Annotated in this window: 29 protein-coding genes; 13 read left to right on the top strand and 16 right to left on the bottom strand. The window is 63.8% G+C overall.

Features of this window, described 5'->3' with window-relative positions; all coding sequences use genetic code 11:
- Window positions 1–66: 66 nt before the first annotated feature.
- Both ACSUZJ_RS07260 and mutS read right to left on the bottom strand, forming a co-directional pair.
- Complete coding sequence (locus ACSUZJ_RS07260) at window positions 67–1,014, bottom strand: hypothetical protein (RefSeq protein WP_499414695.1); 948 nt, start codon at window positions 1,012–1,014, stop codon at window positions 67–69.
- A complete protein-coding gene (mutS, locus tag ACSUZJ_RS07265; protein ID WP_499414697.1) occupies window positions 1,014–3,605 on the bottom strand; it encodes a DNA mismatch repair protein MutS in 2,592 nt (863 codons plus the stop codon). The genes ACSUZJ_RS07260 and mutS overlap by 1 nt, the downstream gene beginning before the upstream one ends.
- A gap of 254 nt (window positions 3,606–3,859) precedes the next feature.
- On the opposite strand from mutS, the gene ACSUZJ_RS07270 reads away from it, so the two are divergent.
- Window positions 3,860–5,173: a tyrosine-type recombinase/integrase gene (locus tag ACSUZJ_RS07270; RefSeq protein WP_499414699.1), complete on the top strand. Its 1,314-nt coding sequence runs from the start codon at window positions 3,860–3,862 to the stop codon at window positions 5,171–5,173.
- Here the strand turns inward: ACSUZJ_RS07270 and ACSUZJ_RS07275 are convergent.
- From ACSUZJ_RS07275 to ACSUZJ_RS07340, 14 genes are all read right to left on the bottom strand, one after another.
- A complete protein-coding gene (locus tag ACSUZJ_RS07275) occupies window positions 5,156–5,374 on the bottom strand; it encodes a helix-turn-helix transcriptional regulator (RefSeq protein ID WP_499414701.1) in 219 nt (72 codons plus the stop codon). The genes ACSUZJ_RS07270 and ACSUZJ_RS07275 overlap by 18 nt on opposite strands.
- A gap of 125 nt (window positions 5,375–5,499) precedes the next feature.
- Window positions 5,500–5,757 (bottom strand): hypothetical protein, encoded by a 258-nt coding sequence (locus ACSUZJ_RS07280; RefSeq protein ID WP_499414703.1) that lies wholly within the window; start codon window positions 5,755–5,757, stop codon window positions 5,500–5,502.
- On the bottom strand, window positions 5,754–6,251 hold the full coding sequence (locus ACSUZJ_RS07285) for a hypothetical protein (protein ID WP_499414705.1): 498 nt from the start codon (window positions 6,249–6,251) through the stop codon (window positions 5,754–5,756). Before ACSUZJ_RS07285 ends, ACSUZJ_RS07280 begins: the two co-directional genes overlap by 4 nt.
- Entirely contained in the window at window positions 6,248–6,505 is a 258-nt protein-coding gene (locus ACSUZJ_RS07290) for a hypothetical protein (RefSeq protein ID WP_499414707.1), read from the bottom strand. The genes ACSUZJ_RS07285 and ACSUZJ_RS07290 overlap by 4 nt, the downstream gene beginning before the upstream one ends.
- Window positions 6,502–6,735, bottom strand: coding sequence for a hypothetical protein (locus ACSUZJ_RS07295; protein WP_499414709.1), 234 nt, complete (start codon window positions 6,733–6,735; stop codon window positions 6,502–6,504). Before ACSUZJ_RS07295 ends, ACSUZJ_RS07290 begins: the two co-directional genes overlap by 4 nt.
- Window positions 6,735–7,022 carry a hypothetical protein gene (locus ACSUZJ_RS07300; RefSeq protein ID WP_499414711.1) on the bottom strand — a complete coding sequence of 96 codons (288 nt, stop codon included), beginning with the start codon at window positions 7,020–7,022 and terminating at the stop codon, window positions 6,735–6,737. The genes ACSUZJ_RS07295 and ACSUZJ_RS07300 overlap by 1 nt, the downstream gene beginning before the upstream one ends.
- Window positions 7,023–7,027: 5 nt before the next feature.
- Window positions 7,028–9,256: a ParB/RepB/Spo0J family partition protein gene (locus tag ACSUZJ_RS07305; protein WP_499414713.1), complete on the bottom strand. Its 2,229-nt coding sequence runs from the start codon at window positions 9,254–9,256 to the stop codon at window positions 7,028–7,030.
- 243 nt (window positions 9,257–9,499) lie between these two features.
- Window positions 9,500–10,219 carry a hypothetical protein gene (locus ACSUZJ_RS07310; protein ID WP_499414715.1) on the bottom strand — a complete coding sequence of 240 codons (720 nt, stop codon included), beginning with the start codon at window positions 10,217–10,219 and terminating at the stop codon, window positions 9,500–9,502.
- A gap of 42 nt (window positions 10,220–10,261) precedes the next feature.
- On the bottom strand, window positions 10,262–10,504 hold the full coding sequence (locus tag ACSUZJ_RS07315; RefSeq protein WP_499414717.1) for a hypothetical protein: 243 nt from the start codon (window positions 10,502–10,504) through the stop codon (window positions 10,262–10,264).
- Window positions 10,501–10,866 (bottom strand): hypothetical protein, encoded by a 366-nt coding sequence (locus ACSUZJ_RS07320; protein WP_499414719.1) that lies wholly within the window; start codon window positions 10,864–10,866, stop codon window positions 10,501–10,503. The genes ACSUZJ_RS07315 and ACSUZJ_RS07320 overlap by 4 nt, the downstream gene beginning before the upstream one ends.
- Entirely contained in the window at window positions 10,863–11,018 is a 156-nt protein-coding gene (locus tag ACSUZJ_RS07325) for a hypothetical protein (RefSeq protein ID WP_499414721.1), read from the bottom strand. The genes ACSUZJ_RS07320 and ACSUZJ_RS07325 overlap by 4 nt, the downstream gene beginning before the upstream one ends.
- A gap of 221 nt (window positions 11,019–11,239) precedes the next feature.
- Window positions 11,240–11,743: a hypothetical protein gene (locus ACSUZJ_RS07330; protein WP_499414723.1), complete on the bottom strand. Its 504-nt coding sequence runs from the start codon at window positions 11,741–11,743 to the stop codon at window positions 11,240–11,242.
- Window positions 11,744–11,922: 179 nt separating this feature from the next.
- Window positions 11,923–12,435 carry a DUF4468 domain-containing protein gene (locus ACSUZJ_RS07335; RefSeq protein ID WP_499414725.1) on the bottom strand — a complete coding sequence of 171 codons (513 nt, stop codon included), beginning with the start codon at window positions 12,433–12,435 and terminating at the stop codon, window positions 11,923–11,925.
- A gap of 40 nt (window positions 12,436–12,475) precedes the next feature.
- Window positions 12,476–13,192 carry a S24 family peptidase gene (locus tag ACSUZJ_RS07340; RefSeq protein ID WP_499414727.1) on the bottom strand — a complete coding sequence of 239 codons (717 nt, stop codon included), beginning with the start codon at window positions 13,190–13,192 and terminating at the stop codon, window positions 12,476–12,478.
- Between the two features lie 84 nt (window positions 13,193–13,276).
- Here ACSUZJ_RS07340 and ACSUZJ_RS07345 point away from each other — a divergent pair, with 84 nt between their 5' ends.
- From ACSUZJ_RS07345 to ACSUZJ_RS07400, 12 genes are all read left to right on the top strand, one after another.
- On the top strand, window positions 13,277–13,546 hold the full coding sequence (locus ACSUZJ_RS07345; RefSeq protein ID WP_499414729.1) for a transcriptional regulator: 270 nt from the start codon (window positions 13,277–13,279) through the stop codon (window positions 13,544–13,546).
- A gap of 180 nt (window positions 13,547–13,726) precedes the next feature.
- Complete coding sequence (locus tag ACSUZJ_RS07350) at window positions 13,727–14,158, top strand: YmfL family putative regulatory protein (RefSeq protein WP_499414731.1); 432 nt, start codon at window positions 13,727–13,729, stop codon at window positions 14,156–14,158.
- Window positions 14,155–14,370: a hypothetical protein gene (locus tag ACSUZJ_RS07355; RefSeq protein ID WP_499414733.1), complete on the top strand. Its 216-nt coding sequence runs from the start codon at window positions 14,155–14,157 to the stop codon at window positions 14,368–14,370. The genes ACSUZJ_RS07350 and ACSUZJ_RS07355 overlap by 4 nt, the downstream gene beginning before the upstream one ends.
- Window positions 14,371–14,396: 26 nt before the next feature.
- Window positions 14,397–17,099 carry a DUF5906 domain-containing protein gene (locus ACSUZJ_RS07360; protein WP_499414735.1) on the top strand — a complete coding sequence of 901 codons (2,703 nt, stop codon included), beginning with the start codon at window positions 14,397–14,399 and terminating at the stop codon, window positions 17,097–17,099.
- Window positions 17,100–17,682: 583 nt separating this feature from the next.
- A complete protein-coding gene (locus tag ACSUZJ_RS07365; protein ID WP_499414737.1) occupies window positions 17,683–18,393 on the top strand; it encodes a hypothetical protein in 711 nt (236 codons plus the stop codon).
- Between the two features lie 698 nt (window positions 18,394–19,091).
- Window positions 19,092–19,850 carry a hypothetical protein gene (locus ACSUZJ_RS07370; RefSeq protein WP_499414739.1) on the top strand — a complete coding sequence of 253 codons (759 nt, stop codon included), beginning with the start codon at window positions 19,092–19,094 and terminating at the stop codon, window positions 19,848–19,850.
- Between the two features lie 65 nt (window positions 19,851–19,915).
- Window positions 19,916–20,362, top strand: coding sequence for a crAss001_48 related protein (locus ACSUZJ_RS07375; RefSeq protein ID WP_499414741.1), 447 nt, complete (start codon window positions 19,916–19,918; stop codon window positions 20,360–20,362).
- A gap of 179 nt (window positions 20,363–20,541) precedes the next feature.
- Window positions 20,542–21,126, top strand: coding sequence for a hypothetical protein (locus ACSUZJ_RS07380; protein ID WP_499414743.1), 585 nt, complete (start codon window positions 20,542–20,544; stop codon window positions 21,124–21,126).
- Window positions 21,127–23,109 carry a phage terminase large subunit family protein gene (locus tag ACSUZJ_RS07385; RefSeq protein WP_499414745.1) on the top strand — a complete coding sequence of 661 codons (1,983 nt, stop codon included), beginning with the start codon at window positions 21,127–21,129 and terminating at the stop codon, window positions 23,107–23,109. It begins immediately after the preceding gene.
- Window positions 23,110–23,111: 2 nt separating this feature from the next.
- Complete coding sequence (locus tag ACSUZJ_RS07390) at window positions 23,112–23,333, top strand: phage head-tail joining protein (protein ID WP_499414747.1); 222 nt, start codon at window positions 23,112–23,114, stop codon at window positions 23,331–23,333.
- A gap of 1 nt (window position 23,334) precedes the next feature.
- Window positions 23,335–24,786: a phage portal protein gene (locus ACSUZJ_RS07395; protein ID WP_499414749.1), complete on the top strand. Its 1,452-nt coding sequence runs from the start codon at window positions 23,335–23,337 to the stop codon at window positions 24,784–24,786.
- Between the two features lie 67 nt (window positions 24,787–24,853).
- The gene (locus ACSUZJ_RS07400; RefSeq protein ID WP_499414751.1) at window positions 24,854–26,905 is read left to right on the top strand and encodes a prohead protease/major capsid protein fusion protein; all 2,052 of its coding nucleotides are present in this window, start codon (window positions 24,854–24,856) and stop codon (window positions 26,903–26,905) included.
- Window positions 26,906–26,966 lie beyond the last annotated feature (61 nt).

The raw sequence follows: 26,966 nt of genomic DNA on the forward strand, positions 1-26,966 counted from the left end.
CGCTATGTCGTCCAGGCCAGGCTCGCACAACATCGGCGCGTCCGAATGATCAGCCCGCGGCCCGCATCACTCCGCCGCATCCTTCACCACGAACAGCGACTTGCTCTCCGGCTTCACCTCGACCTCCACCGCTTCCCCGTCGACCGACAACTGCCCCAGGTTCCCGTGCCATTCGATGGCCGGCTTCTTGCCCTTGCCCAGCGGCGCGCTGTCGACCAGCAGGACCTTCCCGCCGAATTTCTTCGCCAGTTGCTGCACCTGCCTGCGCGTGAAGCCGAAGCCGTCGAACACGCCGGCCGCGCGGCGCAGCAGGGTGCGCGGCTCGGGTTCCGCGAAGGGCTTCAGGTCGCCTTCCGAGAACAGGACGATGGCATCGACCTTGTCGCCCTTCGCCAGCGTGAACAGGCGGTTCAGCCAGAAGCGGTTGGCCACCAGCCGGTCTTCGTACTCGCTGTTGCGGCCGGCCGCCGCGAGGTAGTGGTTGTTGTTGGCCGGCAGGTTGACGCTGGCGTAGAGCACCTTGCCCACGGTCCAGTGGGCGTTCTCGGCATAGCTGCGAAAACGCGGGCTCATCGACAGGCGCGTGAGCGGCAAGGTCGTCTTCCCGAGCGAGTTCGGCTCTCCATGGAAGAGTTCGCGCAGGCGGTTCAGGCGCTCGATGGCATTCGTGCGCCCGGCCGAATTGCGGCAGCCGGTCCAGTCGCTGCCCGCCGGCAGCACGATGACCGGCCGCTTGAAGCGCTCGACCAGCTCGCGCCGCTCCTGGTAGAGGCGGTCGCCGCAAGGCTCGGCCACATGCTTGATGCCGGTGACGACCACGAAGGCGTTCGTCTTGTCGGCGGTGTCGGCCAGCGCCTGCTTGAAGCGCTTGTCGCTCTTGCCGTCGAAGCTGTGGCCGATGACGCCGAAGGTGTGGGCGTCGGCGTCGTTACCGCGCCCGCCCGCGACGGCCGGCAGGCAGAGCGCCGCGCACAGGGCGGCAGCCAGCAGGACGGAGGGGCGGGAGCGGCGCATCAGGCGGCGAGACGCTTGAGTTCGTACAAGCGTTCGAGCGCTTCGCGCGGGGTGAGCGCATCCGGATCGAGCGCATCGAGCGCGTCGAGCAGCGCGGAGGACACGGCAGGGGCAGCCGCCTGCGGCGCTTCCTCCTCGGGCTCGTCGCAGGGCAGGGCGAACAAATCGAGCTGGGGCGTGGTGTCCAGCGCCTGCGATTCCAGGCGCGCCAGGTGCTTGCGCGCGGCCTTGATCACGGCCGGGGGCACGCCCGCGAGCTGGGCCACCTGCAGGCCGTAGCTCTGGGATGCCGGACCGTCCTGCACCGCGTGCAGGAAGACGATGCTGTCCTTGTGCTCGACCGCCGACAGGTGCACGTTGGCCGCGCTCGGATGGGCTTCGGGCAACTGGGTCAGCTCGAAATAATGGGTCGCGAACAGCGTGAAGCTGCGGCTGTTGTCGATCAGGTGGCGCGCGATCGCCCAGGCCAGGGCCAGGCCATCAAAAGTAGAGGTGCCGCGTCCGACCTCGTCCATCAGCACCAGCGAGTGCTCGGTCGCGCCGTTCAGGATCGCGGCCGATTCGGTCATCTCGACCATGAAGGTCGAGCGGCCGCCCGCCAGGTCGTCGTTGGCGCCGATGCGGGTGAAGATGCGGTCGATCGGGCCGATCGTTGCTTGGGAAGCCGGCACATAGCTGCCGATGTAGGCCAGCAGCACGATCAGCGCGGTCTGGCGCATGAAGGTCGATTTACCGCCCATGTTCGGGCCGGTAATCAGGAGCAGGCGCCGTTCGTTCGACAGCTTGCAGTCGTTGGCGATGAAGCGCTCGATCTGCTGTTCCACCACCGGGTGGCGGCCCTCGACGATGGTCAAACAAGGCTCGGCCACCAGCTGCGGCATGCACCAGTTGTTCTGCAGCGCGTGGCGGGTCAGCGCCACCAGGGTGTCGATCTGGGCCAGGCCTTGCGCCACCGTCTGCAGCTGGCCGATGTGCGGCGCCAGGCAGGCCAGCAGTTCGTCGTACAGCACTTTTTCGCGCGAGAGGGCACGATCCTGGGCCGACAGGGCTTTGTCCTCGAAGGCCTTCAGTTCCGGCGTGATGTAGCGCTCGCAGTTTTTCAGGGTCTGGCGGCGCCGGTAGTCGTCGGGCACCTTGTCGGCCTGGCCATTGGTGACCTCGATGTAGAAGCCGTGCACCCGGTTGTACTCGACGCGCAGGTTGGCGATGCCCGTGCGCTCGCGCTCGCGCGTCTCGAGGTCGACCAGGAACTGGCCGGCGTTCTCGGACAGGGCGCGCAGTTCGTCCAGCTCGGCGTCGAAGCCACGCGCGAACACGCCGCCGTCGCGCACCATCGCCGCCGGCTCTTCGGCCACCGCGCGCACCAGCAGGTCGAGGCAGGCCTCGGGCGGGGCGAGGGCGTCGTGGATCTCGCGCAGCAGGCAGGAGTCGCCCGGAATGAAGCAGCGCGCCACCTGCTGGCGCAGGGCGGGGAGCTGCTTCAGGCCGTCGCGCAGGCTGGCCAGGTCGCGCGGACGCGCCGACAGCAGGGCAATGCGCGTGGTGATGCGTTCGATGTCGGGCACCTGGGCCAGGGTGCTGGACAGGTTGCCGGTGGCATCAGCCTGGGCCAGCGCCTCGATCGCCTCGTGGCGTGAGCGCGCGACGCTCTGGTCGCGGCGCGCATGGTGCAGCCAGTGGCGCAGCAGGCGCGAACCCATCGCGGTGCGGCAGCCGTCGAGCAGCGAGAACAGCGTCGGCGACTCCTGGCCGCGGATGGTCTCGGTCAGCTCCAGGTTGCGGCGCGTGGCCGCGTCCAGGCCGATGAATTCGTTCTCGCTCTCGACCGTCAGGCTGTTCACGTGCTGCAGGCCGCGGCCCTGGGTCGAGTGCGCATAGCGCAGCAGCGCCCCGGCCGCGCCGAAGGCGGCGCCCAGGCCGTCGGCGCCGAAGCCGGTCAGGGTCGCGACGGCAAGCTGGTCGACGAGGGCCTTGTGGCCCTTGACCACGTCGAAGTGCCACTCGGGCACGCGCTGGGTGTGGGCGACCGGGCTGTCCTCGAACAGGTCGCCGTCGTCGGCGCGCAGGATCTCGGCCGGCGCGATGCGCTCCAGCTCCTGGGCCAGGCGCGTGTTGGCGGTGCGCTCGTCACCGGAAAATTCCATCAGGCGCAGCGCGCCGCTCGCCAGCGACATCCAGGCCAGGCCGACGGTCACGTTTTTACGTTGCGCCAGTGTGCAGACCGCCAGCAGAGGGCGCTCGGCCTTTTCGGGCAGCAGGTCGGAATCGGTCAGGGTACCGGGCGTGACCACGCGCACGACCTTGCGCTCGACCGGGCCTTTACTGAGCGCCGGGTCGCCGATCTGTTCGCAGATCGCGCAGGATTCGCCCAGCTTGACCAGCTTGGCGAGGTAGGGATCGAGCGAGTGGAAGGGCACGCCCGCCATCTTGATCGGATTGCCGCCCGAGGACCCGCGTGCGGTCAGGGTGATGCCGAGGATGCGCGCGGCCTTTTCGGCGTCTTCGAAGAAGAGTTCGTAGAAGTCGCCCATGCGGTAGAACACCAGCATGGTCGGGTAGTCGGCCTTGATGCGCAAATATTGCTGCATCATTGGCGTAACCTTGTTTTTGCCGGTGTCGGTAACTCTTTGATCTAGCGGCATTTCTTGAGTTAAGTCCATGATCTATATAATAAAGCTACGGCTCTTGCACTTTCTTGCTTTGGTCTCGACACGCCACAACATGTCACAACACTCCGCATTTTGGCGTAGGATTTTTCGATAACTCAGCAGCACCTTACGCTACAATTGCACCCTAGCGTTGCTTTTCGATGGAAAGCTACGCCGAGATTACGCCAAGAGGGGATATGCAATTCGATGCGAAGGCGGCCAAGCTCCTCGAGCCCGGCCAACACTTTACCATTTCCGACTGCCCAGGGCTCCGATTGGAGGCAACCGCCTCCACGCGCTCCTGGGTCTACCGATTCAAGAGCCCCGTCGACGAGCGCATGCGCCAGGTGAAGATCGGCACCTGGCCGAAGATGTCGCTTGCCCTCGCCACGGTCGAGTGGGAGAAGCTGCGGGAGATCCGCGCCGCCGGGCGCGACCCGGCAGAGGAGCGGCGTGCTGCACGCAAGGATGAGCGCGCGGCAGAGGATGCCGCCCGGGCCGCTGCCGCACGCCGGCTCACCGTGCGCAAGCTGTGCGACCTCTACCTGGAAGGCCAGGTAGAGGTCAATCGCAACCCGAAGAGCGCGGCGGAAACCCGCCGCACGTTCGAACGAATGCTCGGCGACTTCGGGGACCTCGATCCCGCAACGGTCACGCGTGCGCAGGCGTTCGATCTCATCCAGGCGTATATCGGCACGCCGGTCCAGGCATCGAAGCTGCGCTCCGAGCTCGGCGCCGCGTGGGACTACGGTCTCGACGCCGGGCGGCTCGACTCGAACGTCCCGAACTGGTGGCGCCTGATCATGCGCGGGAAGTTGCGCAGCAAAGGACGAATGCGAGAAGGCGAATCGATTGGCCCTGCCAAGCGCGCCCTTAGCGCGGAGGAGATCGGTGTGTTGATCCGCTGGTTGCCGAACTTCTCCCGCCTGGTCGAGGATGTCGTGACCCTCTATATGTGGACGTGCACGCGCGGCAGCGAGATCCTGAGCATGGAAGTCGAGGAGCTGACCGACGAGAGTGACGGGCTATGGTGGACAGTGCCGAAGGCGAAGACGAAGAACAGTTGGCGCGACCACGCTGGCGACCTACGGGTGCCGCTCGTCGGGCGCGCCGAGGCCATCGTGCGCCGGCGCATGGAAGTGGTGAAGTCCGGGTTCATCTTCCCGTCGAGTGGGAAGAGCGGGCACGTCGAGCAGAAAACCGTGAGCGCAATGGTCTGGATGCACCAGCCCTATTCGAAGACGCGGCCCGAATACGCGCGCGCCCGGCTGCCGGTGGCGCACTGGTCAGTTCATGATCTACGGCGGACTGGCCGCACCCAGCTGGCTATGCTGGGCTGTTCCGAAGAGGTGGCCGAGGCAGTGCTCGGGCACATGGCAAAGGGGATCGTTGGGGTGTACAACCTGCATCGCTATGATGACGAGCGGCGCCGGTGGCTGACGGCGCTCAGCGACCACTACGAGGCGCTGGCAAAGGCGGAGGTAGTGGTGCCGTTAGTGCGCGCGGCGTGAAGTGTTTTCGGGTGGTGGAAGCGCCGACACCGGACGCGCCTCTGCCCACTCTTCGAGTTCGCGCACCAGCCAGCCTACGCGCCGGCCGGACAGCTGACGTGGTTGCGGAAACTCGCCAGCGCGCACCAGGCGCTGGACGGTGGTCGGCGCCAGGGCGACTGCTTCGGCGGCGGCGTCGAGTTCAAGATATAGAGGCTTCACGGTGGTTCTCGGTTCTGGTTCTGCGATAGGTCAGGTGAAGTGCCGGAATCGGCACGCGAGCGCATGGGGCGTGCCCAGCGGCTGGTGACAGCTGACGCACCTGGCTAGGCTGCGCGTGATGTAAGTCATGTTGTTCCTTTCGCTTCTGGCTGCGGCTGTGCGCAACCCTTCGTATGCCCGCAGTGGTGGCACTCCCACCATGCCTCGTCACCTTCGCCGTACTCCAGGCTCATCTTCGTGAAATGGCAGCGAGGGGCGATGCTATCGAGGTAGCGGTCGTACTCAACCCACACGCTTTCCATTCCGGCCATGATTTCGTTGACCTCGTCCTGGCTGTACTCCTTAGCCTTGGGCGCGGCCATGAAACCCGCTGGCCCGATCACGCTCCACCTCCATCCTGTGCGCTGGGCTGATGAGTGGCACGGACGAGGTCCGTCACTTCGTCCAGAGGCATCGCCAGAAGCGCGGAACGCGCCTGCTCGGCAGTCAGGTCTGCCGGTGCCGCTGCGCGCTCGGTGGCGCAGGTCAGGCGCGTGTAGTTGTCGGCAAGGCCGGTTCGTAGCACGCCGATCGCCGCCGGCACCGCCAGCGGCATCTTCGATGGATCGAGCTCGGCGAGCATGTCGATGGCAACCGTGGCAGCGCGCGACAAGCCGGCCTCAGGGCAGGCGGCGACATGCTGCGCGCCAGCTGGTGCGCAGCAAGCGGCGCAGCGATAGCCGGTCGACCTTGGTGGCTGTTGGTCGGTGAGTCCGGCTGCTTGGCCGTCGAGGATGCGAATAAGCGCCTGTCGATACTGGCCAAGCGTTTGGAACGACGCGGCGAAGGCGTCGTCCGCAATCGCAGCGCGAAGGGCTTGCGAGATTTGCGTGTTCATTTGTCGTTGCCTTTCTGCTCGTCGGATGCGTCCTCGAGCCAGTGTTGAAAGATCACCAGGCCGTCGTCCGACAGCATGGACCAGTTGCCGATCGTCTTCGACAGCACGCGGCGGCCATCTGGAAGTGGGTCGTGGGTGGTGGCGGGCCGCTGGATCTGATCGAACTTCGCGCGATCTGCGACGATCACGTAGACGACGTTCATGCCAGGTACGGGCGAGACGAAATCCCTCTTGCGCTCACTGCTTGCGTTCATGGATTGATCCCTTTCGGCGTCCGCCGGACGCATTGATTGCACATCGTGTTCGCGCCGGTGAACTGGCCCAGGGAACGCCGGCGGCGGCACGGTCCGGTGCAGTTCCGCTGCGGCGTGTACGCGCCGGCGCAGCTCTCGTTCTTGATCGTCTCGTGGTGCCGGAAAGTGGCGCCCGGGTTCATGGATGCAGCAGCCAGGCGCCGCTGGTCCCAAGTGTTCATGCGCGCCATTACTGCTCCGCCTCCGTGAGTTCCTTCGCCTCGGCCTGCGCCTTGGGTGCGAACAGGTCGCTGCAGTCGGGATGGCAGTGCAGCCAGGGGACGGCTCGCCTGTCGAGCTCGAGGATCGCGGCCTCGGTACCCTGCAGCTTCTCGGAGGCCTCGCGGTACTCCTTGGCGCAGTCCCATTCAGTGCCCGACCTCTCGGCCTCCTCGCGCCAGTACTTGACCATCGCCTGCAGCTCGCGGCGGCGCGTCACCAGGGCGGAAACGACAACGCCTTGGCACGGTTCGCTCAACGGGCTCATGCCGGCACCTCGTCAGCTTGTGCGGCCGGCGTCACCGCATCGCGCGGTGCCGTCGATGATTTCGGGAAGGGCCACGGATCCTGTTCCGCGTCCGGAGCCGTCTTGGCCGGCTGGCCGGTGCTGACGGATGACTTGGTCTTCTTCTTCGGCTCGGGCTTCGGAGGGGCGGCTTTGGCCTTCGCTGCAGGCGCCGGCTTTGCCTTGCCCTTTGCCTTGGCTTTCGGCGCCTCGATCGGCGCGGCGGCTGGGCCAGTCTCGACGGCTGCGGTGTCCGCAGGCGACTCGACTTGCTTCTCAGCCTGCAGCACGAAGCGCTGGCCAGACCAGGTGTAACCATGTTCTGCGGCAGCCGCCTCGAGCATCGAGGTCAGCTCGCCGCGCGGGTGCACGAGCACGAGCTGGGTCAGCTCGTCCAGGCGCTGCGGGTGCCTCGCGATGAAGTCGACCAGGTCGTGCTGCTGCATCGGTGCGAGGTCGATCGTGGCGTCGACCTGGGCGGCCTCCGGCGCCAGTTCTGCTGCCGGCGCAGCTGGTTGATCGGCCGGCGCCGGAGCGGGGGAGGCCTCGGCGCGGACGGCGTCGACGTCGATGCCTTCGTGGCGGGCCATCGCGACGATCGTTTGGAAGTCGTCCTCGTCGGCGCTGCCGTTCTTGATTTCCCACCAGCTCACTTCGAGCATCCTGCCGAGCATGACGTCGATCAGCAGCAGCTGGAGGGTGCCGGAGTCGGCCGCATCGATGAAGGCGTCGCTGTCCGTATGCAGGTCGACCTCATACAGCCCCTGGACGCTCTCAGCCAGAGGGAACTCGTCAACCATGGCCTTGGCGTACTCGCGCAGAGACGGCAGGCTGAGCCCGGCCACGATCGCATGCTGGCGCAGTTTTTTGTATAGCGACAGGCGATAGGTGCGTTCTTTCTCGGCAACGATTTCGGCGTCCCTGCGTTCCTGCTGCTGCCGCTCCTGCTGCAACTGATAGGCCGATTTCGGCGGAGCCTTGCTTGGATCGGCCTCGATCTCGCGCATGCGCGCCTGGTGCTGTTCCGTGGTCTCGCAGGCGCCTGCGGCTTCAAGCGCATCCTGCATGGCTTCGCGGCGGAAGAGGGGCGTCAGGTCGCCGCTCGTGGCTTTCAGGTAGCCGGCCACCTCAATGGCGTCGAGCGCCTCCGGCTTGAGGTACTGGCCGACGCTTCCCAGGTTCTTGGTCGAGGGAGCGTTGCGCGCGAAGTAGGTGATGTGCACTCCCGCATGGGTGAACTCGGAGCTCGAGCTGTACATCGTCTGCCTCAGCGCAATCGCCTCATCGCCTTCATAGACCGGGATCCCCTTCTTGTTGGCCATGGTGATCGTGGCGGTCAGGTGCGCCGCCTTCTTCTCGGCGAAGCAGTCCGGGTCCGTGCAGACGTCTGCACTGATACCGGCGAACAGCTCGGGCTGGTTGCCCGTGCGCTTCGGGCACTTCACGCAGCTGCCGGCCGCGGCGAGCAGCTTGCTGTCGTTGAGCTTGAAGATCGCCGTCGACAGGTCGAGCATGTAGCGCGCCTGGACGTGCTCGGCCGCCTTGCGGTAGGAGAGCGGCTCGCTGCCCTGCCACACGGGCGGGTTGAGGATCTCGTCCAGCGCCTTTACCTGCAGCGCCGGCACTGGGATACGCGCAATCAGCAGCGCGGTCGACGCCGGGATTTTTCCATCGAGGAACTGCTCGCGAACTTCAGGGGTGAGGGCGCAGAGCTTGAGGCGGGCGTAGATATAGGCGCGGCTTTTCTTGATCTCATCGGCCAACTGGTCGGCGCTGTAGCCGTGCTGCATCATCAGCAGCTGGTAGCCTTCCGCCTCTTCCATTTCGTGCGGGTCTTCGCGCTGCAGGTTCTCCAGGATGCGGATCTTCGCCGCGTCCAGGTCGCTCAGGTGCCGGCACATGGCCGGGATCGTGGTCATGCCGGCGATCTTCGACGCGCGGTAGCGGCGTTCGCCAGCGACGATCTCGAACTCCTCCGGCTCCTCGGCCGTAGGCGTGACCGGGCGGATCAGGATCGGCTGGGCGACGCCCATCGACTTGATGCTGGCGGCCAGCTCCTGCAGGTTCTGCTCGTTGAAGCGCTTGCGGTTGTCGGGCGAGCGGCGCAGCTTGGCGAGTTCGTACAGGCCGTAGACGCCCTCAATGCTCTGAGGCACCTCGGCGATGGTCTGGCCCTGATTCTCGGTTGCTGCAGTAATGTTGGTCATGAAGTGCTCCGGTAGAGGAAAATGTTGTAAGCTAGAAACTTATTTATTTCTTAATGGATGGGGGTATGGCTAGCGAAAAGAACCAAATCAGAGAACGTTTCCACGCTGCGAATGCGGGGCTAATCTACGCTCTCGAAGTCTTCGGCGACGAGCTCGCAAGGCGAGAGGGTTATAGGGGCCTTGATGGAATGGATGCGATCCATTACTACCTGGTGCACAAGTTCGCCTGGCTTCCACGGGACGTTATTTCGATGACGCCAGAGCACATTCGATTCGTGCTATCTCAAGAGCTAGCTGGCTGGACTCTGCCTCGAGACGCTCGCGGCTGAGGTTGGCGATATCGCCGGCGTCGTTCGGTGTCGGCTCACGCAGTTTCAACTGCATTTGGCGTAGGCATGCCCGCTTCGCCTCGAGCATGGCTTGCTCAGCCATGCCGAGTTCGGCGCCCGTTGAGCCGCCTTCGCTTGCCTGGCCGGCGCAGCCGAAGCCGATGTGAATGAAATGCACTCCGTCGAAACCACATGCACCATCCTGGCGCCGGGCGACCCGGCACGGGACGTGTTGATAGCCTTTGACCAGGTTGACTGTTCGGCAGGCTGTGGCCAGGCACATGGCGTCCGCCAGTCGGCGCTCGGGCTCCTGGTAGTGCTTGCAGTCGATGCAGAACAGCGGCGGTTCACTCTCCAGCAGCAGCCCTGCATCACGCATCGCTGTGGCGAACGGTATCGAGACGACGCGCCCTGCAAAATGCTCTGGCAGGGACTTCGGTGGGAATTTAGTAAATACGAGCGCGTCGAGACCGAGCACCGAGCCCCAGGTCCGCTTGTCGTCCTCAATGATTATCGTTTTGCCGTAATGCGCAGCCAATGCTGCGGAGTGACGCGTTTTACCGTCGCCCGGCGCACCAAAAATAATGACGGTGGCAAATGCGCACGTTCTTGGAGCGAGAGTAGAGGTTTGCATGTCGGTGTCCTGTTGTCAGTAGTAAGAGAGCCGTGGTGGTGGTCAGCTGTAGCCGTGCGAGTCGAGCACCCGCTGCATGTTTGCGCCTTCCCAGGAGCCCGGCCGGGTCTTCGTCATCGCTGCATCCTCCGCCAGCATCAGCAGCAAACGGGGGACGTCGAGCTTGCCGTGGGTATTACCTCCACCGCGCTGCGTGTGAGCGAAATTGCAGGCGTCGACGACGGCGAGCAGGTCCTTGTAGGTCTCGTCGTCCAGCTGGATCGTGACGGAGCGTGTGTTGTTCATGCCTGATTCCTCGCGTGAAGTTGGTTGGCTGGGAGTTGCTCGTTGACGGTGTAGAAGCCGAGCGCGAACTCGGCGCCGGGCATGCGGATGTGCACCCACCAGGCCGTGAAGCCTTTCCTTGGCTGGTGTTGCGGGCGTTGCGGCTCGGAGACCTGGTAGCCACGGGCGCGCATCGCGTCGAAGACGCGCAGGATGTCGAGGTCGGTGCCGTTGGCGGAGACCTCATCGGGTCGGGTGCCGGTGTTGCGGCAGAAGGCCTGCAACGCTGCGGCCTTGCTGGCAGAGTCCAAGGCGCGGTGCAGCTCGCCTGTGCCAAGGGGCGCCGCCGCGGACTTCGCATAGCGGGTTGCGGTGGTCGTCACGCGCGCCCCTGCGCCGGCACGACAGTGATGCCGCATGGCGTGTCACCGAACAGGTCGGCGGCGGTTTCGTATGCGCTGCCACTCGACGGGGCGACGGCGGTGTAGGTCGTGCTCGATGCGCTCGTGCGCACTGTGACGGTGAAGTGATTCATCGCGGATCCGGGCTCCAGGTAGCTGCTCGGCTGCTGCTGAGCTTGTTTGCTTGGAGCGACTATAGCAATTTGCTTTTACATGGTCAACAGCAATTTGCTAAACATTTCGCCAAAGATCAGTAGACTTGCCCCATCCGAATCGTCGGACGAAAAAAAGCCCCGACTGGCGGGGCTTGAAGGTTAGGTTGAAAGATACGGGTAATCCGATTACCCAAAGGTACTTAGTGAATGATGATGGGTAGGCGGTACTTATCCCACCATGACGCTTCCTTGCTTGGTTTGCAGCCAAGCACTTCGCAGGTGCGTAAATAGCATTTTTCAAGCAAGGCTGAATTTGCTGCCGGCTCTCCAGCCTCGAGCTCGTTGCAGCGCGCCGCCCACTTATTCAGGTCTGCTTCGTCGAAAGCGCGCTCTCCACGAGCTTCGATGTCACGTTCAACCAGCGCCCATTCGGAACTTCGCTTAGCGCTATCGCGTGCTTTGGTGCCAAAGCCGAAAACCAGGGACGCAGCGCTGGTTCCAGTTATGACTGCCGCGCACCATTGCACAACTTGCGGGTCCGCTACCTTGGCGAATGCTGCCGACGCGCCGAGGAGGGAGGTAACCTTCACCAGTCCTTCACGAAACTCGAAAATCCTCTGGCGTTCTTGATAATACATGCGGTTCATTATCACGCGCATGCGAAGGTCGAACCTTCGATTCCAGAGATATTCGGTTTCGCTCATGGACTATTTTCGGTCGCTTGGTGGCGGTGGTGGAGGCGGGGGCCTGTGTTCTACAGGGCGCGGCACGTGGCTTCTTTCTTCGCGAGGCTGCGTCGGCCACGTTGGCTGGTTGATCATATGCTACACCCTTTCAATAGTGTTTACAACGAATGGCCGGCATCTAAGCGTGCCGCAGCGCCTTAGAAGTTGCGTAGCTGGTCGACCGCGCCTTGGCCGTTCAATGCCTTTTCAAGACCCGTCGACATATCATTGAACTGTTGGACGATCTGCGGATAATCTCGCTTCGGTGGCAATGCCCATCCGCACGTGGCTGGCTGCGTTACGCCCTCACGAAGAGTTAATTGCAAGCGTGCGCGACCTTCCTTGGCAATGAATATCACGTCGTAATTGGAGCCGCACGGTATGAAGGGGAGCAACATCGAATCGGTCGTGAAGTTCCAAGGCGCTATCCCTTTTCCGATGATCGTCCCGTCAGTTTCATCTTCGACACGTGTCACGGCCCTGCTGTCCCTGTACGCGGTCGCCAAGTAGTTGCGAGCCGATCGGTAAAGCTCATGTTGGGATTTCCCCGGTACAGCGTAGTCGAATGTAAATTCCCGCTTCTCGTCAGTAATCGGCATCTGATCCGGCGGGACCATGCTCGCGCAACCGCTTATCACAGCCAAGCAGCCTAGCATTACAGCAATCTTCATCTTTTCTCCAATCGCGGCATCCGGGCGTGCCGTCGCTTTTCTAAATGTGAGTGCTTTCTTTGCGAATCACTCTGCCGATCAAGATGCACTCGGTTCCCTTGCATAACTTCCTATGGTATTTTCGCTGGTCAGCGTTGTCCGAAGTTAGCCACCATTGCCCGGCATCGCGCATCAGGCGCTTCACAATGACTTCGCCTTCGTAATTCACGACGTACACGGCGCCATCAGATAGTGCTGTGTCGCGCGTGTTCACTACGATCACGTCACCTTCATAGAGCGCTGGCTCCATGCTTTCGCCGCGGACCGTAATCGCGAGAAGTGCATCACGGCTCAACCCTTCCTTTAAGATCCATTTGGTCGGCACTCCCTGGGTCTCCCCGTCGTAATGCTCTGGCTCGACTTGAAAGCCCGTAATGCCAGCCTGTACGTAAAGCTTGACCTTTCGGATCTGCGTCAGGCTCGGATCGTCGGACGAAATCGCACGTACGGGCATTGCACCAGGAATGGACTCAGCCAGCACGGCAGCGTCATGGGGGCGATCCATCCATCCGACTTCCTTCCCGCACCCTTGTTCCAGCTTGCGCGCCAGCTTGTCACCGACGCCACGTGCATTACCAGCGGAAGACTTGGCGCCGTTGAGGATTTGGCTGAGATACATCGCGTTTGTATCGGCCATCTGTGCCACTGCCTCGGCCGTTTTGAATTCTGCAACGAGGGCGCGCAGGTTTTGGAGTCGTAGTTCTTTGGAAGTTGCCATCTGTCTATTTAATAGCAAAACGCTAGTGTCTGGAATGTGCAAATTGCTATTGCAGGGTTAAAAGCAAATTGCTATAGTGTCCGTATGAACCTACTCGACTACGTCAAAACCCGGACCACGCAGCGCGAACTGGCGACGAAGCTCGCCATCACGCCAGTGTTGATTAACCAGTGGGCGAACGCGAAGCGGCCGGTTCCGCCAGAGCGGTGCGTGGAGATCGAGCGTGCCACCAACGGTGAGGTCACGCGGCCTGAACTGCGACCGGATGACTGGCAGCGCATTTGGCCTGAGCTCATCCCAGGTTCTATACCATGCGCCGCTGTCGAAAAGACGTGTGAGTCGACGCAGCCGTAACTGAATTCCAAAACTTTCACGGGCGACTGTAACAGCAGGACGAATGCTTTCGTTCGTCCTCATAGTTGCCGTGAGGAAATAAACGAGTGTCCAGCTTGTACGAATGGTATTTGGTCAAGCTTGTTGCAACAACCACAAATAAAGGGGTTCACTGTGGATATTAGGAAATCTTGCCTCGCGATGATCAAGGAGTTCCCTGGCGGCTGGGATGCCATGGCGGGCGCGCTGGGCATGAGCCGGGACGCGCTGGAGAATCGAATTTACGAGCGCAAGGGGCAGGGCGTGCTGGTCGAGACCGCGCTGCAGATGCAGAAATTCTCCCGCACCACGCACTTCGCCGAGGCAGTCTCCGCGCTCAGCGGCGGCACCTTCGTCAAGCTGCCAGAGATCGAGGTCGAGAACGAGGACCTGCTGAAGAAATTCAACCAGCTGTACGCCGAGCTGGGCAAGTTCTCGAGCGACTTCAACCTGGCCACGGCGGACGAACAGATCGATCGCCGCGAGGAAGCGCTGCTGCGCGACGACGCCGACAAGCTGCACAAGGTGCTGTCCGAGCTGGTCGCGCTGACGCTGCGCGTGTACGGCACGCCAGTCCGCGCGGAGGGCGCATGACCACGATGAGCGGCCTCGAGCCGGCCGAACTGGCGATCACGCCGTCGATGTATGCCCCTCCGATGCGCCCGCTGTCTGAGCGTAATCGCGCCCGTGTTTTTGTGCTGCGCGAAGGTGCGCTCGATTACCGGGCTATTCCATCACTTTGCGCCAACGAGCGGGTGCCGTTCAAACACTGCATCAACACCGTGGATGAGGTTGCGCAAGGATGAGCAACATTGGTCAAGTCGTAGCACATATGGCCGAGCACGGGATGCCGCCGCTGCCGGCGAACCATCCCATCCTCGATGGCAAGTACAAGCGCTTCGGCCCCGAAAAGAAGGCGTGGTACATCCTGCGCGAAATGACGCTCGGCTCGGGCCGCATCGTGGTCACGGGCGCGTTCGGTTTCTTCCAGGGCGAGAACCGCAATACCGTGCCGGTGACGGTCGACATCGAGGAGCTCTCCGAAGCCGACAAGGCCGAGTACGCGCGCAAGCAACGTGCGGCGGCGAAGGCCGAGGAAGAGAAGCGCAACAACGCGGCCAGGCTGGCCGCCAACCGCGCCCGCGACCAGTGGTCGAAGGGCTCGCCCGATGCCGGATCGCATCCGTACCTGGTGCGCAAGCAGGTGCCGGCCGAAGGCCTGCGCGTGAGCGCCGATGGCAAGCTGCTGATCCCCCTGGTGCGTGATGGCCAGCTGGCCGGGCTGCAGAAGATCGACGCGGCCGGCGAGAAGCTGCTGAACAAGGACATGGACGCGATCGGCGTCATGCACGTCCTTGGCACGCTCGACGGTGCGCCTGTCATCGGTGTCGGCGAGGGTTACGCCACTTGCGCCAGTGCGCGGGTCAGCGTTGCGCCTGGCTACGACCTGCCGGTAGCGGTCGGCCTCAATGCGGGCAATATCATGAACGTGGCCAAGTCGCTGCGGCGCGATTACCCCGAGGCGCATCTGCTTTTTCTCTCGGACGACGATTACCAGTTGACGCAACGATTCACCGAGCGCTTGCGCGAGGAATTCAAGGTCTCGGCCACCGTGCCGATCGACGGCGCCACGCATCACGTTACCGCCGACGATGGGGAATCGGTCGAGGTCACCGCCTGGTGGCGCGCCGACGCCCAGGGCATCGAGTACATCGAGGCCGACTTGCGCCGCGGCCGGGTCGTGCGCCAGTACACGTACAAGAATGCCGGCGTCGCAGCCTGCCACGCCGCTGCGAAGGCGGTGGGCAACGCGTCCGTCGCCAAGCCGCTGTTCGCGGACCGGGGCGATCGCAAGCTGACCGACTTCAACGACCTCCAGATCGAGGAAGGGCTCGACGTCGTCGCAGCGCAGATCGGTTCTTCCCTCCTCGCTGCGCAGCAGCGCAATACCGGTTCTCCCTCCCCCTCTCCGGCGTCGGCCGTAGCCGACGTTGCGTCCCCGGCTGACCTGACCGACGAGGCTTCCCCCGCCCCCCCTGGTGCGGAGCAGCCGCGCGCGAGCGCGACAGACGAGCCGCCGGCGGAAATCGCGGCGCGATTTGACGCGGAGTCGGACGTCAGCAGCTACGAAGGCGCAGACACGATACCGGCCAGCGCACCGCCCGGCGTTCGCTCCGCGCCGGGGGAGGGGGGCGGCGCCGAGAAAGCAAGCAAACAGGAAAAGCCGAAGAAGGTCTACGGCCAGGCGCACTGGGACGCCGTCGACGACGTGCTCGAGAACTTCGTTCTGATCTACGGCGAGGACCTGGTGTGGGACTGCCGGCAGCGCATGCTGATGAAGGTGTCGGCGATGCGCACCATCGTGGCCAACAACGACGTGATGAAGTTCTGGTCCGGCGAGGCGCGCAAGTGGGTGCTGAAGAAGAACATCGTGTTCGACCCGACCGAGACGCCGAGCCCGGCCGCCAGCGGCCCGACCGCGACGGTCAACCTGTTCAGCGGCTGGAAGATGAAGCCGAAGAAGGGCAACTGCATGCAGATCCGCGTGCTGCTGTCGCACCTGTGCGACGGCAACGAGGACCTCGAGACGTGGATCCTGCGCTGGCTGGCCTACCCGCTGCGCAACCCCGGCGCGAAGATGGAGACCTCGATCATCATGCACGGCGACGAGGGCTCGGGTAAGAACTTCTTCTTCGAGAAGGTGGTCAAGGCCATCTACGGCGAGTACGGCTACGTCATCGGCAACGCCCAGCTGGAGTCGAACTTCAACGACTGGGCCTCGATGAAGCTGTTCATGGTCGCCGACGAGGTGGTCACCCGGGCCGAACTCAAGCAGATGAAGGGCAAGCTCAAGTACCTGGTGGCGGGCGACACCGTGATCGTCAACCCGAAGGGCCTGCCGGAACACAGCGAGGCGAACCAGATGAACTTCGTGTTCCTGTCGAACGAGCTGCAGCCGCTCGCCCTGGACAAGACCGACCGTCGCTACCTGGTCGTGTGGACGCCACCGGCCTTGGGAGCGGAGTTCTACAAAGGTGTGTGGAAGGAGATCGAGGCCGGCGGCATCGAGGCCTTCTACCACTTCCTGGTGCACGAGCTGGACATGGGCGACTTCAACGAGCACACGAAGCCGCTCTACAACGAGGCCAAGGACAACCTCATCGAGAAGAGCCTGGCGCCGGCCGAGCGCTTCTACCGCGAGTGGTCGCGCGGCCTGCTGCCCCTGCCATTCATCACCTGCGGCGTTCAGCAGCTGTACGACGCCTTCCAGGTGTGGTGCAACCGCTCAGGCGAATCGAAGTACACCTCGCTGACGTTGTTCAGTCCGTCCGTCGAGCGCTATGCCGGCAACGTGCTGCGCAAGAAGGCCATCCTGTACGAGTACGGCGAGAAGGTGAAGCAGCGCTTCGTGTTCCTGGTAGGTGAGCAGCCGGCTGGCAAGTCCCTGCGCGACTGGGCCGAGACCACCTGCGCGCTGTTTGACGCGGACCTGAAGTCCTATCGACATCGGGGCGGCGGCGATATGGAGGCTTAACCGTCCACATCCGAGCAACCGTCCACATGCGTAAGTAATTGAACGATAAGGGAATGTTGAGGGTGTTGAGAGTATGGAGGGTTTTTCGAGGCTCCACGCGTGCGCGGATGCGTCAAGCAAGGCAAGCCAAGACCAAAGAACGGTGCAACAAGTTCGGTTCAATTTTGTTTTAACCCTCAATAGCCTCAATACCCTCAATAAGAGGAATAAAAACAAAGAGTTAAACGTGTTGAGGGTCTGTTGAGGCTGTTGGGGGTTTGTCGAAAAGAAATAAAAACAAGGAAGGCGGGATTTCGATGGCGAAAGGAAGCATGAGGGAGCAGATGCCGTTCGTGGCTGCCTGGATAGACGGGCTACGGGAGGCGTTCGGGGCTGAGTCGATAGACAGGCAGATCAGGGCGGGAATGCGGGGCAGCCCGGTGTTCTACGCCAGCGAGAACGGGCATACGGTGGGAACGAAGGGCAAGCGAGGTTGGAGGGTGTTGAAAGACGAGCGGGGCAATCCCGTGGCAGTGGATGGCGATGGCAAACGATGGCGATATGTGGACGGGGAGTACCGTCCCGTGATTGAAAGGGGATGTTAATGGGAGCAGCAGCGGTGGAATTTGGACAGCAACAGCAGGGCATTTTCGAAAGCGCCGGGCAAGCGGTGCATGTGGCCTTTCTTGTAATGGCACAGGAGCCGTCGGGCGATGCACCGTTTCGCAAGGCGCTGATCCGGGCGATGGAGTCGATTCGGCTCGAGAACAACGAGCAGCGTCACTGGCTCGACCAACTGCGTGGAGAGCGCAGTGGGACCGTGAACTTTGGTGGCCTGCGCGACACTGAGATCCGGGCGCAGTGCGCGCTGATCACCCAGGCCGTGCGCACCAAGCTGCCGGAAGTCGAGCAGTGGGTACTGCAGGCCAAGTATGGGCAGGTCGAGTACGAGGATATCGACCTGGGCGACAGGCAGCTGCCCCCGACCGAGAAGCCCCGTATGCAGCGGCGCTACGCCTTCTCGGCAGAGCGGATCGCAGCGATCAAGGGTCTCTCCGATTGGCTGGCACCGATGTTCCGTGGAATCAAGCCGTTGGCTATCGATTGCATGCTGGGTCGGATGTTTGCCAACCACAAGAAGATCGATATCAGCTCACGTGACCTGGCTTCGCAGTTTGGCGGCAACCATACGCAGTACTTACGGGCATCGAGGGCGATGAAGGAACATCTGCGGAAGCTGGAAGGGAAGGCGATGGAGCGGCTGGAGCCAATCTTCCTGGAGCAAGGTGTGACAATGCTCTCTGAAGATTTCTAGCTTTAAAGATTTCGTTGACGAAAGTGTTCCAAGCAGGATATATTTTCACCACACTCGCAGTAATTGCATCAAAGGCCCGCGCAAGCGGGCTTTTTGCATTTCTGCGCTGCCTTTTCGCGTTCCCCTGTTCGGTCCAGTCCACCTGTCACCAAAGGAAGCGTATGAAACCACGTCTTCAACGACCACTTGCCGAGCGCTTCATGCGAAGCCTGCGTGTCTGGCGCCGCAACTATCGCGTCTGCCGCTGCTATGCGCGGCGGTGGGATGCGACCTGCAGCGCCTTGCGCCTCACCTGGGCCTGCGTCGAGCTGTAATCCTTTCCGGCCATTGCGTGGCATGGCGGCGTTGGGCGAGAACGATAAGCGCACCAATTCTCAACGGTGAAAGGTGGTGATCCTGTCTCGATCCGCAGCATAGCGGGGGATACACATGCAGTCTCCGTTCGCCCGGTCCGCCGGGCTTTTTTATTCCACGTGCCCATAGTAGTTCGACATGTCCCGGACCTCAAGCGTTCGCTGGACGCTGCGGGCGCGGAAGTTGTGGGTATCAGCAGTGCGTCAGGCCGCCAGCGTGCCTCCCAGTGGCGTGTAACAGGCACAGTCGTCGACGAACAAAGGCCGACTCTCCTCGCAGGTGCATCACCAGGCGCGGGCGACGACACCACCGCAGGCGTGTAGACGTTTGCACAAAGGACTCATATGGCAAACATTTCCCTGGCCGACCAGCTGGCCCAGCTGCGGCGCAACATGGACGACGCCGCGCGCCGGCATGTGCCCTTCGCCGTCGCCTTGGCTTTGACCAGGACCGCGCAGCGCGCGCGCACCGGCGTGCTGGAGGTGATGCAGCAGCGCTTCGACAGGCCGACGCCCTACGCAATGAACAGCCTGCGCGTGGTGCCGGCCAAGCGAACCGATGCGCAGCCTACCGCGAGGGTCTACTTCAAGGACGACGCCTACAAGGGCACGCCAGCCAGCAAGTTCCTCACGCCCGGCATGCACGGCGGTGCGCGCAGCGCCAAGCGCTTCGAGCGCGCGCTGATCGGCAAGGGCCTGATGCGCAGCGGGCAGTTCGCCCTCCCTGCCGCCGGCGCCCAGCTGGACTCGTACGGCAACGTGCGGCGCGGCCAGATCGTCCAGATCCTGTCGGCGCTTCAGGCGTTCGGCGAGCAGGGCTACATGGCCAACCGCACCAACAGCCGGCGCAGCCAGCGCAACGGCCGGGCAGCACAGTACTTCGTCGGCGCCCTGGACGGTATAGAGGGCATCTGGCAGCGCAAGAACTTCGGCTTCGGCGAGGGCGTCCGCCCCGTGTTCGTGTTCACCGAGGGCGAGCCGCAGTACCGCGTGCGCGTCCCCTTCGAAAAGGTGGTCGAGAACGTGGCCCGCGCCCGCCTGCCCGAGGAGTTCCGGTCCGCGCTCGAGTACGCGATGCGCACCGCCCGCCCGTCTGCTGGCTGATAGCTGGGCAGCGTTCCTCATTCGCGCATCAGCGCATAACCGCAGCACAAACTCGAAAGGGAAGCATGAGCACTGCCACCATTAAGTATTTCGCCTTCGCCCATCTGCCGGCGCATCTACAGCTCGTCAGCAAACCGATCGGCGAGCTGGCCAAGCTGCTCGAACAGCAACTGCCAGCCAGCCCCGAAAAGACCGTCGGTATGCGCAAGTTGCTGGAGGCGAAGGACTGCTTTGTGCGCGCTGCACTGGACGCTCCGAAACCGGCCGCCACCAGCCTTCTGCCACCGCACCAGCAGCGCGTTATCGATGAGCGGCGCGAGCTGGACGAGAAGGCCGACAAGCTGGCGATCTTCATCTCAACCCGGGACGAAGAAGGTTCGGTCTTCGGCAATCTGCCCGGGGATGAACAGATGCGCCTGTGCCGCCAGCTGGAGGCCATGCGCGGCTACTCGAGCATTCTGGCTGAGCGCATCGCCGCGTTCGCGCCGGCGATCACCGGCACCGCAGCCTAATCAGCACGGCCGTCAAGCCGGGCCGGTGTCGGAGTGCCAGCCTCGGCGTTTTCCCGGGTCCTTCCCGGGGTCCCCGGCGCACGGGTAATTCGAACCTCGACGTTTGCGCCGTCACAAAGTTTTAAAAGGGTAGTCAGCGGGTAGTCAGTAGTCAGTAGTCAGCAACGAAGGTAGTCACCATGGCTTTAATGGGATATCGCGCGTACTCGCGCCACGCCGGGGTGACGCTCCGCGCCGTACAGAAGGCGATCGAAGCCGGCCACATCGTGGTCACCGCCGACAAGAAGATCGACTCCGACCAGGCCGACCGCGATTGGCGCAACAGCGACGCCGTGCAGCGCCCGGCCGTCAGCATGACACAGCCGGCGAAACGCCCGGTCGCGCCGGCGCCGGCCGAGAGCGGCACGGGCGTCGAACCCGATTTCGACGACGGTGCAGACGGCGAGCCTGAGCCCGAGGGCGACAGCACAACCCGCGACTACCGCGCGCACCGTGCGGACCGCGAAAAGTACAGCGCACTGAAACAGAAGCTCGAGTACGAGCAGCTGGCCGGCGAACTGATCCCGGTGGAGGAGGCGAAGCGCATTGCGTTCACGACCTTCCGTGGCATCCGTGATTCGGTACTCAACGTGCCGACCCGATTGAAGGATCAGCTGGCGGCGCTGACCGATCCGCACGAGTGCGAGCGCATCATGGATGCGGCGCTCTCGGCTGCGCTGGCCGGCATTGATGTCGGCAAGCTGCTGCAGGACCAGGACGACTAAATGGGAGCAGTCGACGAATTCATCCGCTCGCTCAGCGATGCGATCAAGCCGGACAACCGGATACCGATCGCGGAATGGGCGGAGCAGTACCGGGTGCTCCCGCCCGATACGCCAGAGCCGGGCCCGTGGCGCAACAGCCGCACGCCCTACTTGGTCGGCATCATGGATGCGCTGTCGCCCGACAGCCCCTACCGTGAGGTTTACCTGAAGAAGGGGCACCAGCTCGGAGGCTCCGCCCTGGGCGAGAACTTCATCGGCCACGCGATCACGTCGGCGGCCGGCAACATCCTGGCGGTGTTCGCCACCGTCGAGGACGGCGAGAAGTGGAACCTGTCGCGTTTCGAGCCGATGCGCGATTCGACGCACGAGCTGAAGAAGCGGATCCGGGACAAGGAGGTCAAGGGCTCCGACAACACGCAGCGCCGGAAGAAGTTCCCCGGCGGCTTCCTGCAGATCATCGGCGCGAACAGGCCTGGCGGCCTGAAGTCGTCGACCATGCGCTACGTGCTGCTCGAGGAGATGGACGAGTACGCCGGCGACATCGGCAACCAGGGCGCGCCGGAGACGCTGGCGAAGAAGCGGACCAGCAACTTCGGGCGCAAGGCGCGCATCTTTGGCAACAGCACACCGACGATCGTCGGCAGCTCGCCGATCGACCGCAATTACCTGCGCGGTGACCAGCAGAAGTACATGGTCGCGTGCCCGGACTGCGGCGCGCGCCAGTTCTTCAAGTGGGGCCAGATGAAGTGGCCGGAGGGCGAGCCTGAGAAGGCGCGCTACCTGTGCGAGCACTGCGACGTGCTCAGCACCGAGGCCGAATGGAAAACAAGCGGCTACCAGGGCGCCTTTTGGCAACCGACCGCCAAGGGCGAACCGGGCGTGGCGAGCTTCCACCTGCCGTCGCTGTATGCGCCGCTGGGCTGGCGGCCCTGGACCGAGATGGCTGCGGACTTCGTGGCGGCCAAGAACGACCCGGTCGCGCTCAAGGCTTTCATCAACAACGAACTGGCCGAATGCTGGGAAGACCTGAGCGGCCAGCTCAAGAGCGCGGAGATCGGCAAGCGGCGCGAGGACTACGGACTGCGTTCGATACCGCAAGGCTGTCTCGCCCTGGTCATGTCGGTCGACGTGCAGGGCAACCGCCTCGAGTACAAGATCCTCGGCTTCGGACGCAACAAGAAGCACTGGGTGATCGACTACAACATCATCGATGGCGACCCTGCCAAGGACGAGGTATGGACGCGCCTGACGGCGCTGCGCGAACGCCCGCTGGTGAACAGCTTCGGCGTGTCGATGCGCGTGCAGACGTGTGCAATCGACTCCGGCGGCCACCACACGCACGAGGTCTACCACTACGCCAGGATGTACCGGCATGCAGGGGTATTCGCAGTGAAGGGCGCGTCGCAAGCCGGCAAGCCGATCATCGGCCGCCCGGTGAGTATGGACGTGAACCACAAAGGCCGGACCATCAAGGGCGGCGTGCAGCTGTGGCACGTCGGCACGGACACTGCGAAATCGCTGCTGTTCAACTACATCGCCTCCGACGAAGAGGCTGTGCCGGCGGACCGGTTCATCCACTTCCCGACCGGCTTGGCTGACGATTACTTCGAGCAGCTGACCGCCGAGGTGTACGACGCCGGCAAGGCCCAGTGGCGCAAGCTGCCCGGCCGCCGCAACGAGGTGATCGACTTGTTCGTGTACGCGTTCGCCGCGGCGTATCACCCGCTGCTGCGCCTGGACACGATGCGGGACGCCGAATGGACGCAGCTGGAGAGCCTGATCGAGCCGGTCAATGGCGACCTGTTCCGGGCGCCGAGCGCGTCGGCGGCCGAGGCTGCGCCGCCGGCCGAGACGCCGGAACCGGCGTCGCCGGCGCCGGCGCCCGTAGCTGTTGTAGAAGCGCGACCACCAGAACCGGTGGCGCAAATGGAACAACCGTCCGAGAGCGACTGGCTCTCGGGCACTGACAACTGGCTGGACTGACTATGGCATTTTCACTTACCCAACTCAACGCGCTCGAGGCTGCGATCGCATCCGGCCAGCTGTCTGTCAACTATGACGGCAAAAGCGTGACCTACCGCAGCGTGGGCGAGCTCATGCAGGCCCGCGACATCGTGCGATCCGAGCTGATTGCGTCGGGGCAGCTGCGAGCATCGCCGCTGTCCAACCGCGGACCCGCATCGCTGGCCACCTTCAGCCGGGACTGACATGAACCTGATCGATGAGATGGTCAGCTACTTCAACCCGCTGGCCGGTGTCCGGCGCGCGCAGGCGCGCATGGCGCTCGAACATGTGCGCGGATACGACGCCGCCAAGGTCGGACGCCGTACGAGTGGCTGGGTTGCTGGCGGCGGCAGTGCCAATGCCGAGATCGGTCCCTCGCTGGTCCGTGTGCGTAACCGTTGCCGCGACGTTGTGCGCAACAACGAGTATGCCACCCGGGCGCTCGACAGCCTGGTAGCCAACACGGTAGGGGACGGCATCACAGCGAAGGCGCATGACCAAGTGCTGTGGAACGACTGGTGCGAGTACTGCGATGCGGATGGCCAGCTGGACTTCGCCGGGCTGATCGAGTTGGGTGTCCGGACACGGCGCGAGAGTGGAGAGGTCCTGTTCCGCTTCCGCCAGCGCTTGCCCGAGGATGGCCTGGCCGTTCCACTGCAGCTGCAGGTGCTCGAGCCGGACCACATCGACAGCACCAAGAATGGGCCGCTCGCGAACGGCAACTTCGCGATCACCGGCGTCGAGTACAACCTGCTCGGCCAGCGCGTTGCCTACTGGCTGTATCCGGTGCATCCCGGCGAGGTGGCCACATTTCGGCTCAATTCGCTGGAAAGCAAACGGGTGCCGGCATCCGAGATCCAGCACTACTACCGCAAGCGGCGCCCCACGCAGGTGCGCGGCATGCCGGAGCTGGCGGTGTCGCTGCTGCGGATGCGGGACCTGGCGGACTACGAGCAGGCCGAACTGGTGCGCAAGAAGATCGAGGCTTGTTTCGTGGCGTTCGTCCGCACGGACAACACGACCGCCCGGCTGGGCGAGGCCAGCGCGCAGCAGCAGGGACCGGTGAACGAGAAGGTCGCGCCGGGCATGATCAAGTACCTGTCGAACGCCGAGGGGGTCGAGTTCGGCAACCCGTCGTCCAGCGGAGGCTACGGCGAATACACCAGGACGCAGCTGCAGGCGATTGCCGCCGGCGCCGGCGTCATGTACTCGCAGATGACGGGCGACCTGTCCAGCTTCAACTACAGCAGCTATCGCGCCGGCCTGGTGGAGTTTCGCCAGATGATCAAGGCCGAGCAGTGGCTGGCGTTAAAGCCGATGGTGCTTGCGCCGATCGCGCGCCGCTTCCAGCAGGTTGCGCTGCTGGCAGGGCGGACGAAGAAACCCGTCCAGCCGTTTGTGTGGAACATGCCGAAGCTGCAGTGGGTCGACCCGCTCAAGGACGTAATGGCCGAGAAGGAAGCGATCCGTGGTGGGTTGAAGTCGGCATCGGCCTCGATCCGCGAGGCTGGTGACGATCCCGACGAGGTCCGCAAGGAGATCGCCGCCGAGCGCGAACAGCTCAAGGCGCTGGGCATCGTGGTCGATTCTGACGCGGCTGTTTCTTCCAAGCTTCTTGATGCTGCGACGACGGCAAAGATCATCGGCGCCGACTGAGGCCGCCTTCCATCACCCAGCCCCGCAGGTGCAAGCCTGGCGGGGCTTTTCTTTTTTGAGGTAAGCAATGCCGCAACCTGAACAACAGCAGCAGATCCAGCAGCTGCCGATGATGGCGCGCGAAGCGCCGGTCACGGCGGTCAATGCCGAGACCCGCACGGTCGACCTGGTGTGGAGCACCGGGGCCGGCGTGCTGCGCTACGACTGGTACGCCGAGCGCTACTACAACGAAGTGCTGAGCATGGATCCGGCCCACGTGCGCATGGGACGGATGCAGTCCGGCCGGGCGCCGCTGCTCAATACGCACAGCCGCTGGGACCTCAGCAGTGTGCTGGGCGTGATCCGCACTGCCGACTTGCGGGACGGCCAGGGTCTCGCCTCGGCCGAGTTCTCCAAGCGCGCGGAAGTCGAGCCGGTCTACCAGGACGTGGTCGACAAGATCATTGGCAATGTCTCTGTGGGCTACACCGTGCATGCCTTCGAACGGATCCCGCCCACCAATCCCGGTGACGCATGGACCTATATGGCGATCGATTGGGAGCCGAATGAAGTATCCCTGGTCCCGATCGGCGCCGATACCGACGCGGGCGTACGCAGCATCGACCAGCCACCGCCGAAGATGCCGGAGGGCCGGTTGAGCCCCTGCATCTTCACAACCCGCAGTATCGATTCCAACCACCCGCCGGCAGCCGCCGGCACCACAACCCGAAAGGACAACACCATGGCAGGTGAAAACACCACGCCGGCGGCGCCACATCAGGCCGCTCCGCAGATCGACCAGCGCGCCCTGGACCAGGCCCGCGCCGAGGGCGCGCGCGCCGAAGCCGAGCGTCAAGCCGGCATTCGCGAAGCCGTCAGCCTGGGCGGCCTGGACGCGGCCTATGCCGACCAGCTGATCGCCCGGTCCGACATGACCGCAGCCGACGCCGGCATGGCAGTGCTGCGCGAGAAGGCCAGGCGCGACGCCGCGACCCCGACGCGCAGCGCTGCGGATATCCGCACCGTCTCGGACGAAACGGATGTGCGCCGCGCCGCCATCAGCGACGCCATCGCCCTGCGCTGCAATCCGAACAGCGAGGTGCGCAAGCACACCGACCGCGTCGAGGCCGCGCGCCAGTACCGCGGCTTCAACATGATCGACATGGCGCGTGCCTGCATCGAGGCCGCCGGCGGCAATGTGCGTGGCCTGAGCCGTCGCGAAATTGCGGTCCTGGCATTGAACCTGGACAGCGATATGCGCGGCCGTGCCGGCATGTCGTCGAACTCGGACTTCCCGGCGATCCTGGCCGGCACCGTCAACCGTACGCTGCGTGCAGCCTACCTGCAGCAGTCGCGCACCTTCACGGCCTGGGCCCGCCCGACCACGGCACCAGACTTCCGTCAGGTGGCGCGCACCCAGCTGTCGGAATCGTCGGCCTTCAAGCAGATCAAGGAAGGCGGCGAGTACAAGGCGCTGAGCTTCGGTGAAGGCGCTGAGAAATACGCACTGTCGAAGTTCGGCGGCATCGTCTCGATCACCTGGGAATCGATCGTCAACGACGACCTGGGCGCCTTCGATCGCATTCCGACCTCCCTTGCAGCTGAAGCAGCTGCCATCGAGAGCGACATCGTGTACGGCGTGCTGACCGGTGCGCAGAAGATGTCGGACGGTAAATCGCTGTTTCATGCCGACCACGGCAACATGGCGGCTACCGGCGCCGATATCGACGAAGACACGCTCGGCGAAGCTCGCGCGGCCATGCGCAAGCAGAAGGGTATGAAGGGGCGCGTACTGAACCTGACGCCCTCGTTCCTGATCGTCGGCCCCGACCTGGAAACGCTGGCCAACAAATACACCTCGGCTTCGTTTGTCGCTGCCAAGGCCGGCGACGTGAACCCGAATTACAACACCTCGCTCGAGGTGGTTGTGGAGGCTCGCATCCAGGGCCGGAACTGGTTCATGTCGGCCGAGCCAACCTTGGTCGACACGGTCGAGTACGCCTACCTGGAAGGCGAAGAAGGCCTGTACACCGAACAGCGTCAGGGCTTCGAAGTCGACGGCCTGCAGATCAAGGCGCGCCATGCCTTCGCTGCGGCACCGATCGATTGGCGCGGCCTGTGGAAGAACCCAGGCGCGTAAGCGCTTGGCGCCTGATGCAATACCGGCGCCGCATGCGTGCGGCGCTTCTACATCCCAATCT

Origin of the sequence: Telluria sp. B2 (assembly GCF_051789535.1) — a bacterium.
Lineage (GTDB): Bacteria > Pseudomonadota > Gammaproteobacteria > Burkholderiales > Burkholderiaceae_D > Telluria.

Coding starts and splice junctions, on each gene's coding strand:
- ACSUZJ_RS07260 (WP_499414695.1), bottom strand. CDS start 1,014: ATGCGCCGCTCCCGCCCCTCCGTCCTGCTGGCTGCCGCCCTGTGCGCG.
- mutS (WP_499414697.1), bottom strand. CDS start 3,605: ATGATGCAGCAATATTTGCGCATCAAGGCCGACTACCCGACCATGCTG.
- ACSUZJ_RS07270 (WP_499414699.1), top strand. CDS start 3,860: ATGCAATTCGATGCGAAGGCGGCCAAGCTCCTCGAGCCCGGCCAACAC.
- ACSUZJ_RS07285 (WP_499414705.1), bottom strand. CDS start 6,251: ATGAACACGCAAATCTCGCAAGCCCTTCGCGCTGCGATTGCGGACGAC.
- ACSUZJ_RS07290 (WP_499414707.1), bottom strand. CDS start 6,505: ATGAACGCAAGCAGTGAGCGCAAGAGGGATTTCGTCTCGCCCGTACCT.
- ACSUZJ_RS07295 (WP_499414709.1), bottom strand. CDS start 6,735: ATGGCGCGCATGAACACTTGGGACCAGCGGCGCCTGGCTGCTGCATCC.
- ACSUZJ_RS07305 (WP_499414713.1), bottom strand. CDS start 9,256: ATGACCAACATTACTGCAGCAACCGAGAATCAGGGCCAGACCATCGCC.
- ACSUZJ_RS07310 (WP_499414715.1), bottom strand. CDS start 10,219: ATGCAAACCTCTACTCTCGCTCCAAGAACGTGCGCATTTGCCACCGTC.
- ACSUZJ_RS07315 (WP_499414717.1), bottom strand. CDS start 10,504: ATGAACAACACACGCTCCGTCACGATCCAGCTGGACGACGAGACCTAC.
- ACSUZJ_RS07325 (WP_499414721.1), bottom strand. CDS start 11,018: ATGAATCACTTCACCGTCACAGTGCGCACGAGCGCATCGAGCACGACC.
- ACSUZJ_RS07330 (WP_499414723.1), bottom strand. CDS start 11,743: ATGAGCGAAACCGAATATCTCTGGAATCGAAGGTTCGACCTTCGCATG.
- ACSUZJ_RS07335 (WP_499414725.1), bottom strand. CDS start 12,435: ATGAAGATTGCTGTAATGCTAGGCTGCTTGGCTGTGATAAGCGGTTGC.
- ACSUZJ_RS07340 (WP_499414727.1), bottom strand. CDS start 13,192: ATGGCAACTTCCAAAGAACTACGACTCCAAAACCTGCGCGCCCTCGTT.
- ACSUZJ_RS07345 (WP_499414729.1), top strand. CDS start 13,277: ATGAACCTACTCGACTACGTCAAAACCCGGACCACGCAGCGCGAACTG.
- ACSUZJ_RS07350 (WP_499414731.1), top strand. CDS start 13,727: ATGATCAAGGAGTTCCCTGGCGGCTGGGATGCCATGGCGGGCGCGCTG.
- ACSUZJ_RS07355 (WP_499414733.1), top strand. CDS start 14,155: ATGACCACGATGAGCGGCCTCGAGCCGGCCGAACTGGCGATCACGCCG.
- ACSUZJ_RS07360 (WP_499414735.1), top strand. CDS start 14,397: ATGGCCGAGCACGGGATGCCGCCGCTGCCGGCGAACCATCCCATCCTC.
- ACSUZJ_RS07365 (WP_499414737.1), top strand. CDS start 17,683: ATGGGAGCAGCAGCGGTGGAATTTGGACAGCAACAGCAGGGCATTTTC.
- ACSUZJ_RS07370 (WP_499414739.1), top strand. CDS start 19,092: ATGGCAAACATTTCCCTGGCCGACCAGCTGGCCCAGCTGCGGCGCAAC.
- ACSUZJ_RS07375 (WP_499414741.1), top strand. CDS start 19,916: ATGAGCACTGCCACCATTAAGTATTTCGCCTTCGCCCATCTGCCGGCG.
- ACSUZJ_RS07380 (WP_499414743.1), top strand. CDS start 20,542: ATGGCTTTAATGGGATATCGCGCGTACTCGCGCCACGCCGGGGTGACG.
- ACSUZJ_RS07385 (WP_499414745.1), top strand. CDS start 21,127: ATGGGAGCAGTCGACGAATTCATCCGCTCGCTCAGCGATGCGATCAAG.
- ACSUZJ_RS07390 (WP_499414747.1), top strand. CDS start 23,112: ATGGCATTTTCACTTACCCAACTCAACGCGCTCGAGGCTGCGATCGCA.
- ACSUZJ_RS07395 (WP_499414749.1), top strand. CDS start 23,335: ATGAACCTGATCGATGAGATGGTCAGCTACTTCAACCCGCTGGCCGGT.
- ACSUZJ_RS07400 (WP_499414751.1), top strand. CDS start 24,854: ATGCCGCAACCTGAACAACAGCAGCAGATCCAGCAGCTGCCGATGATG.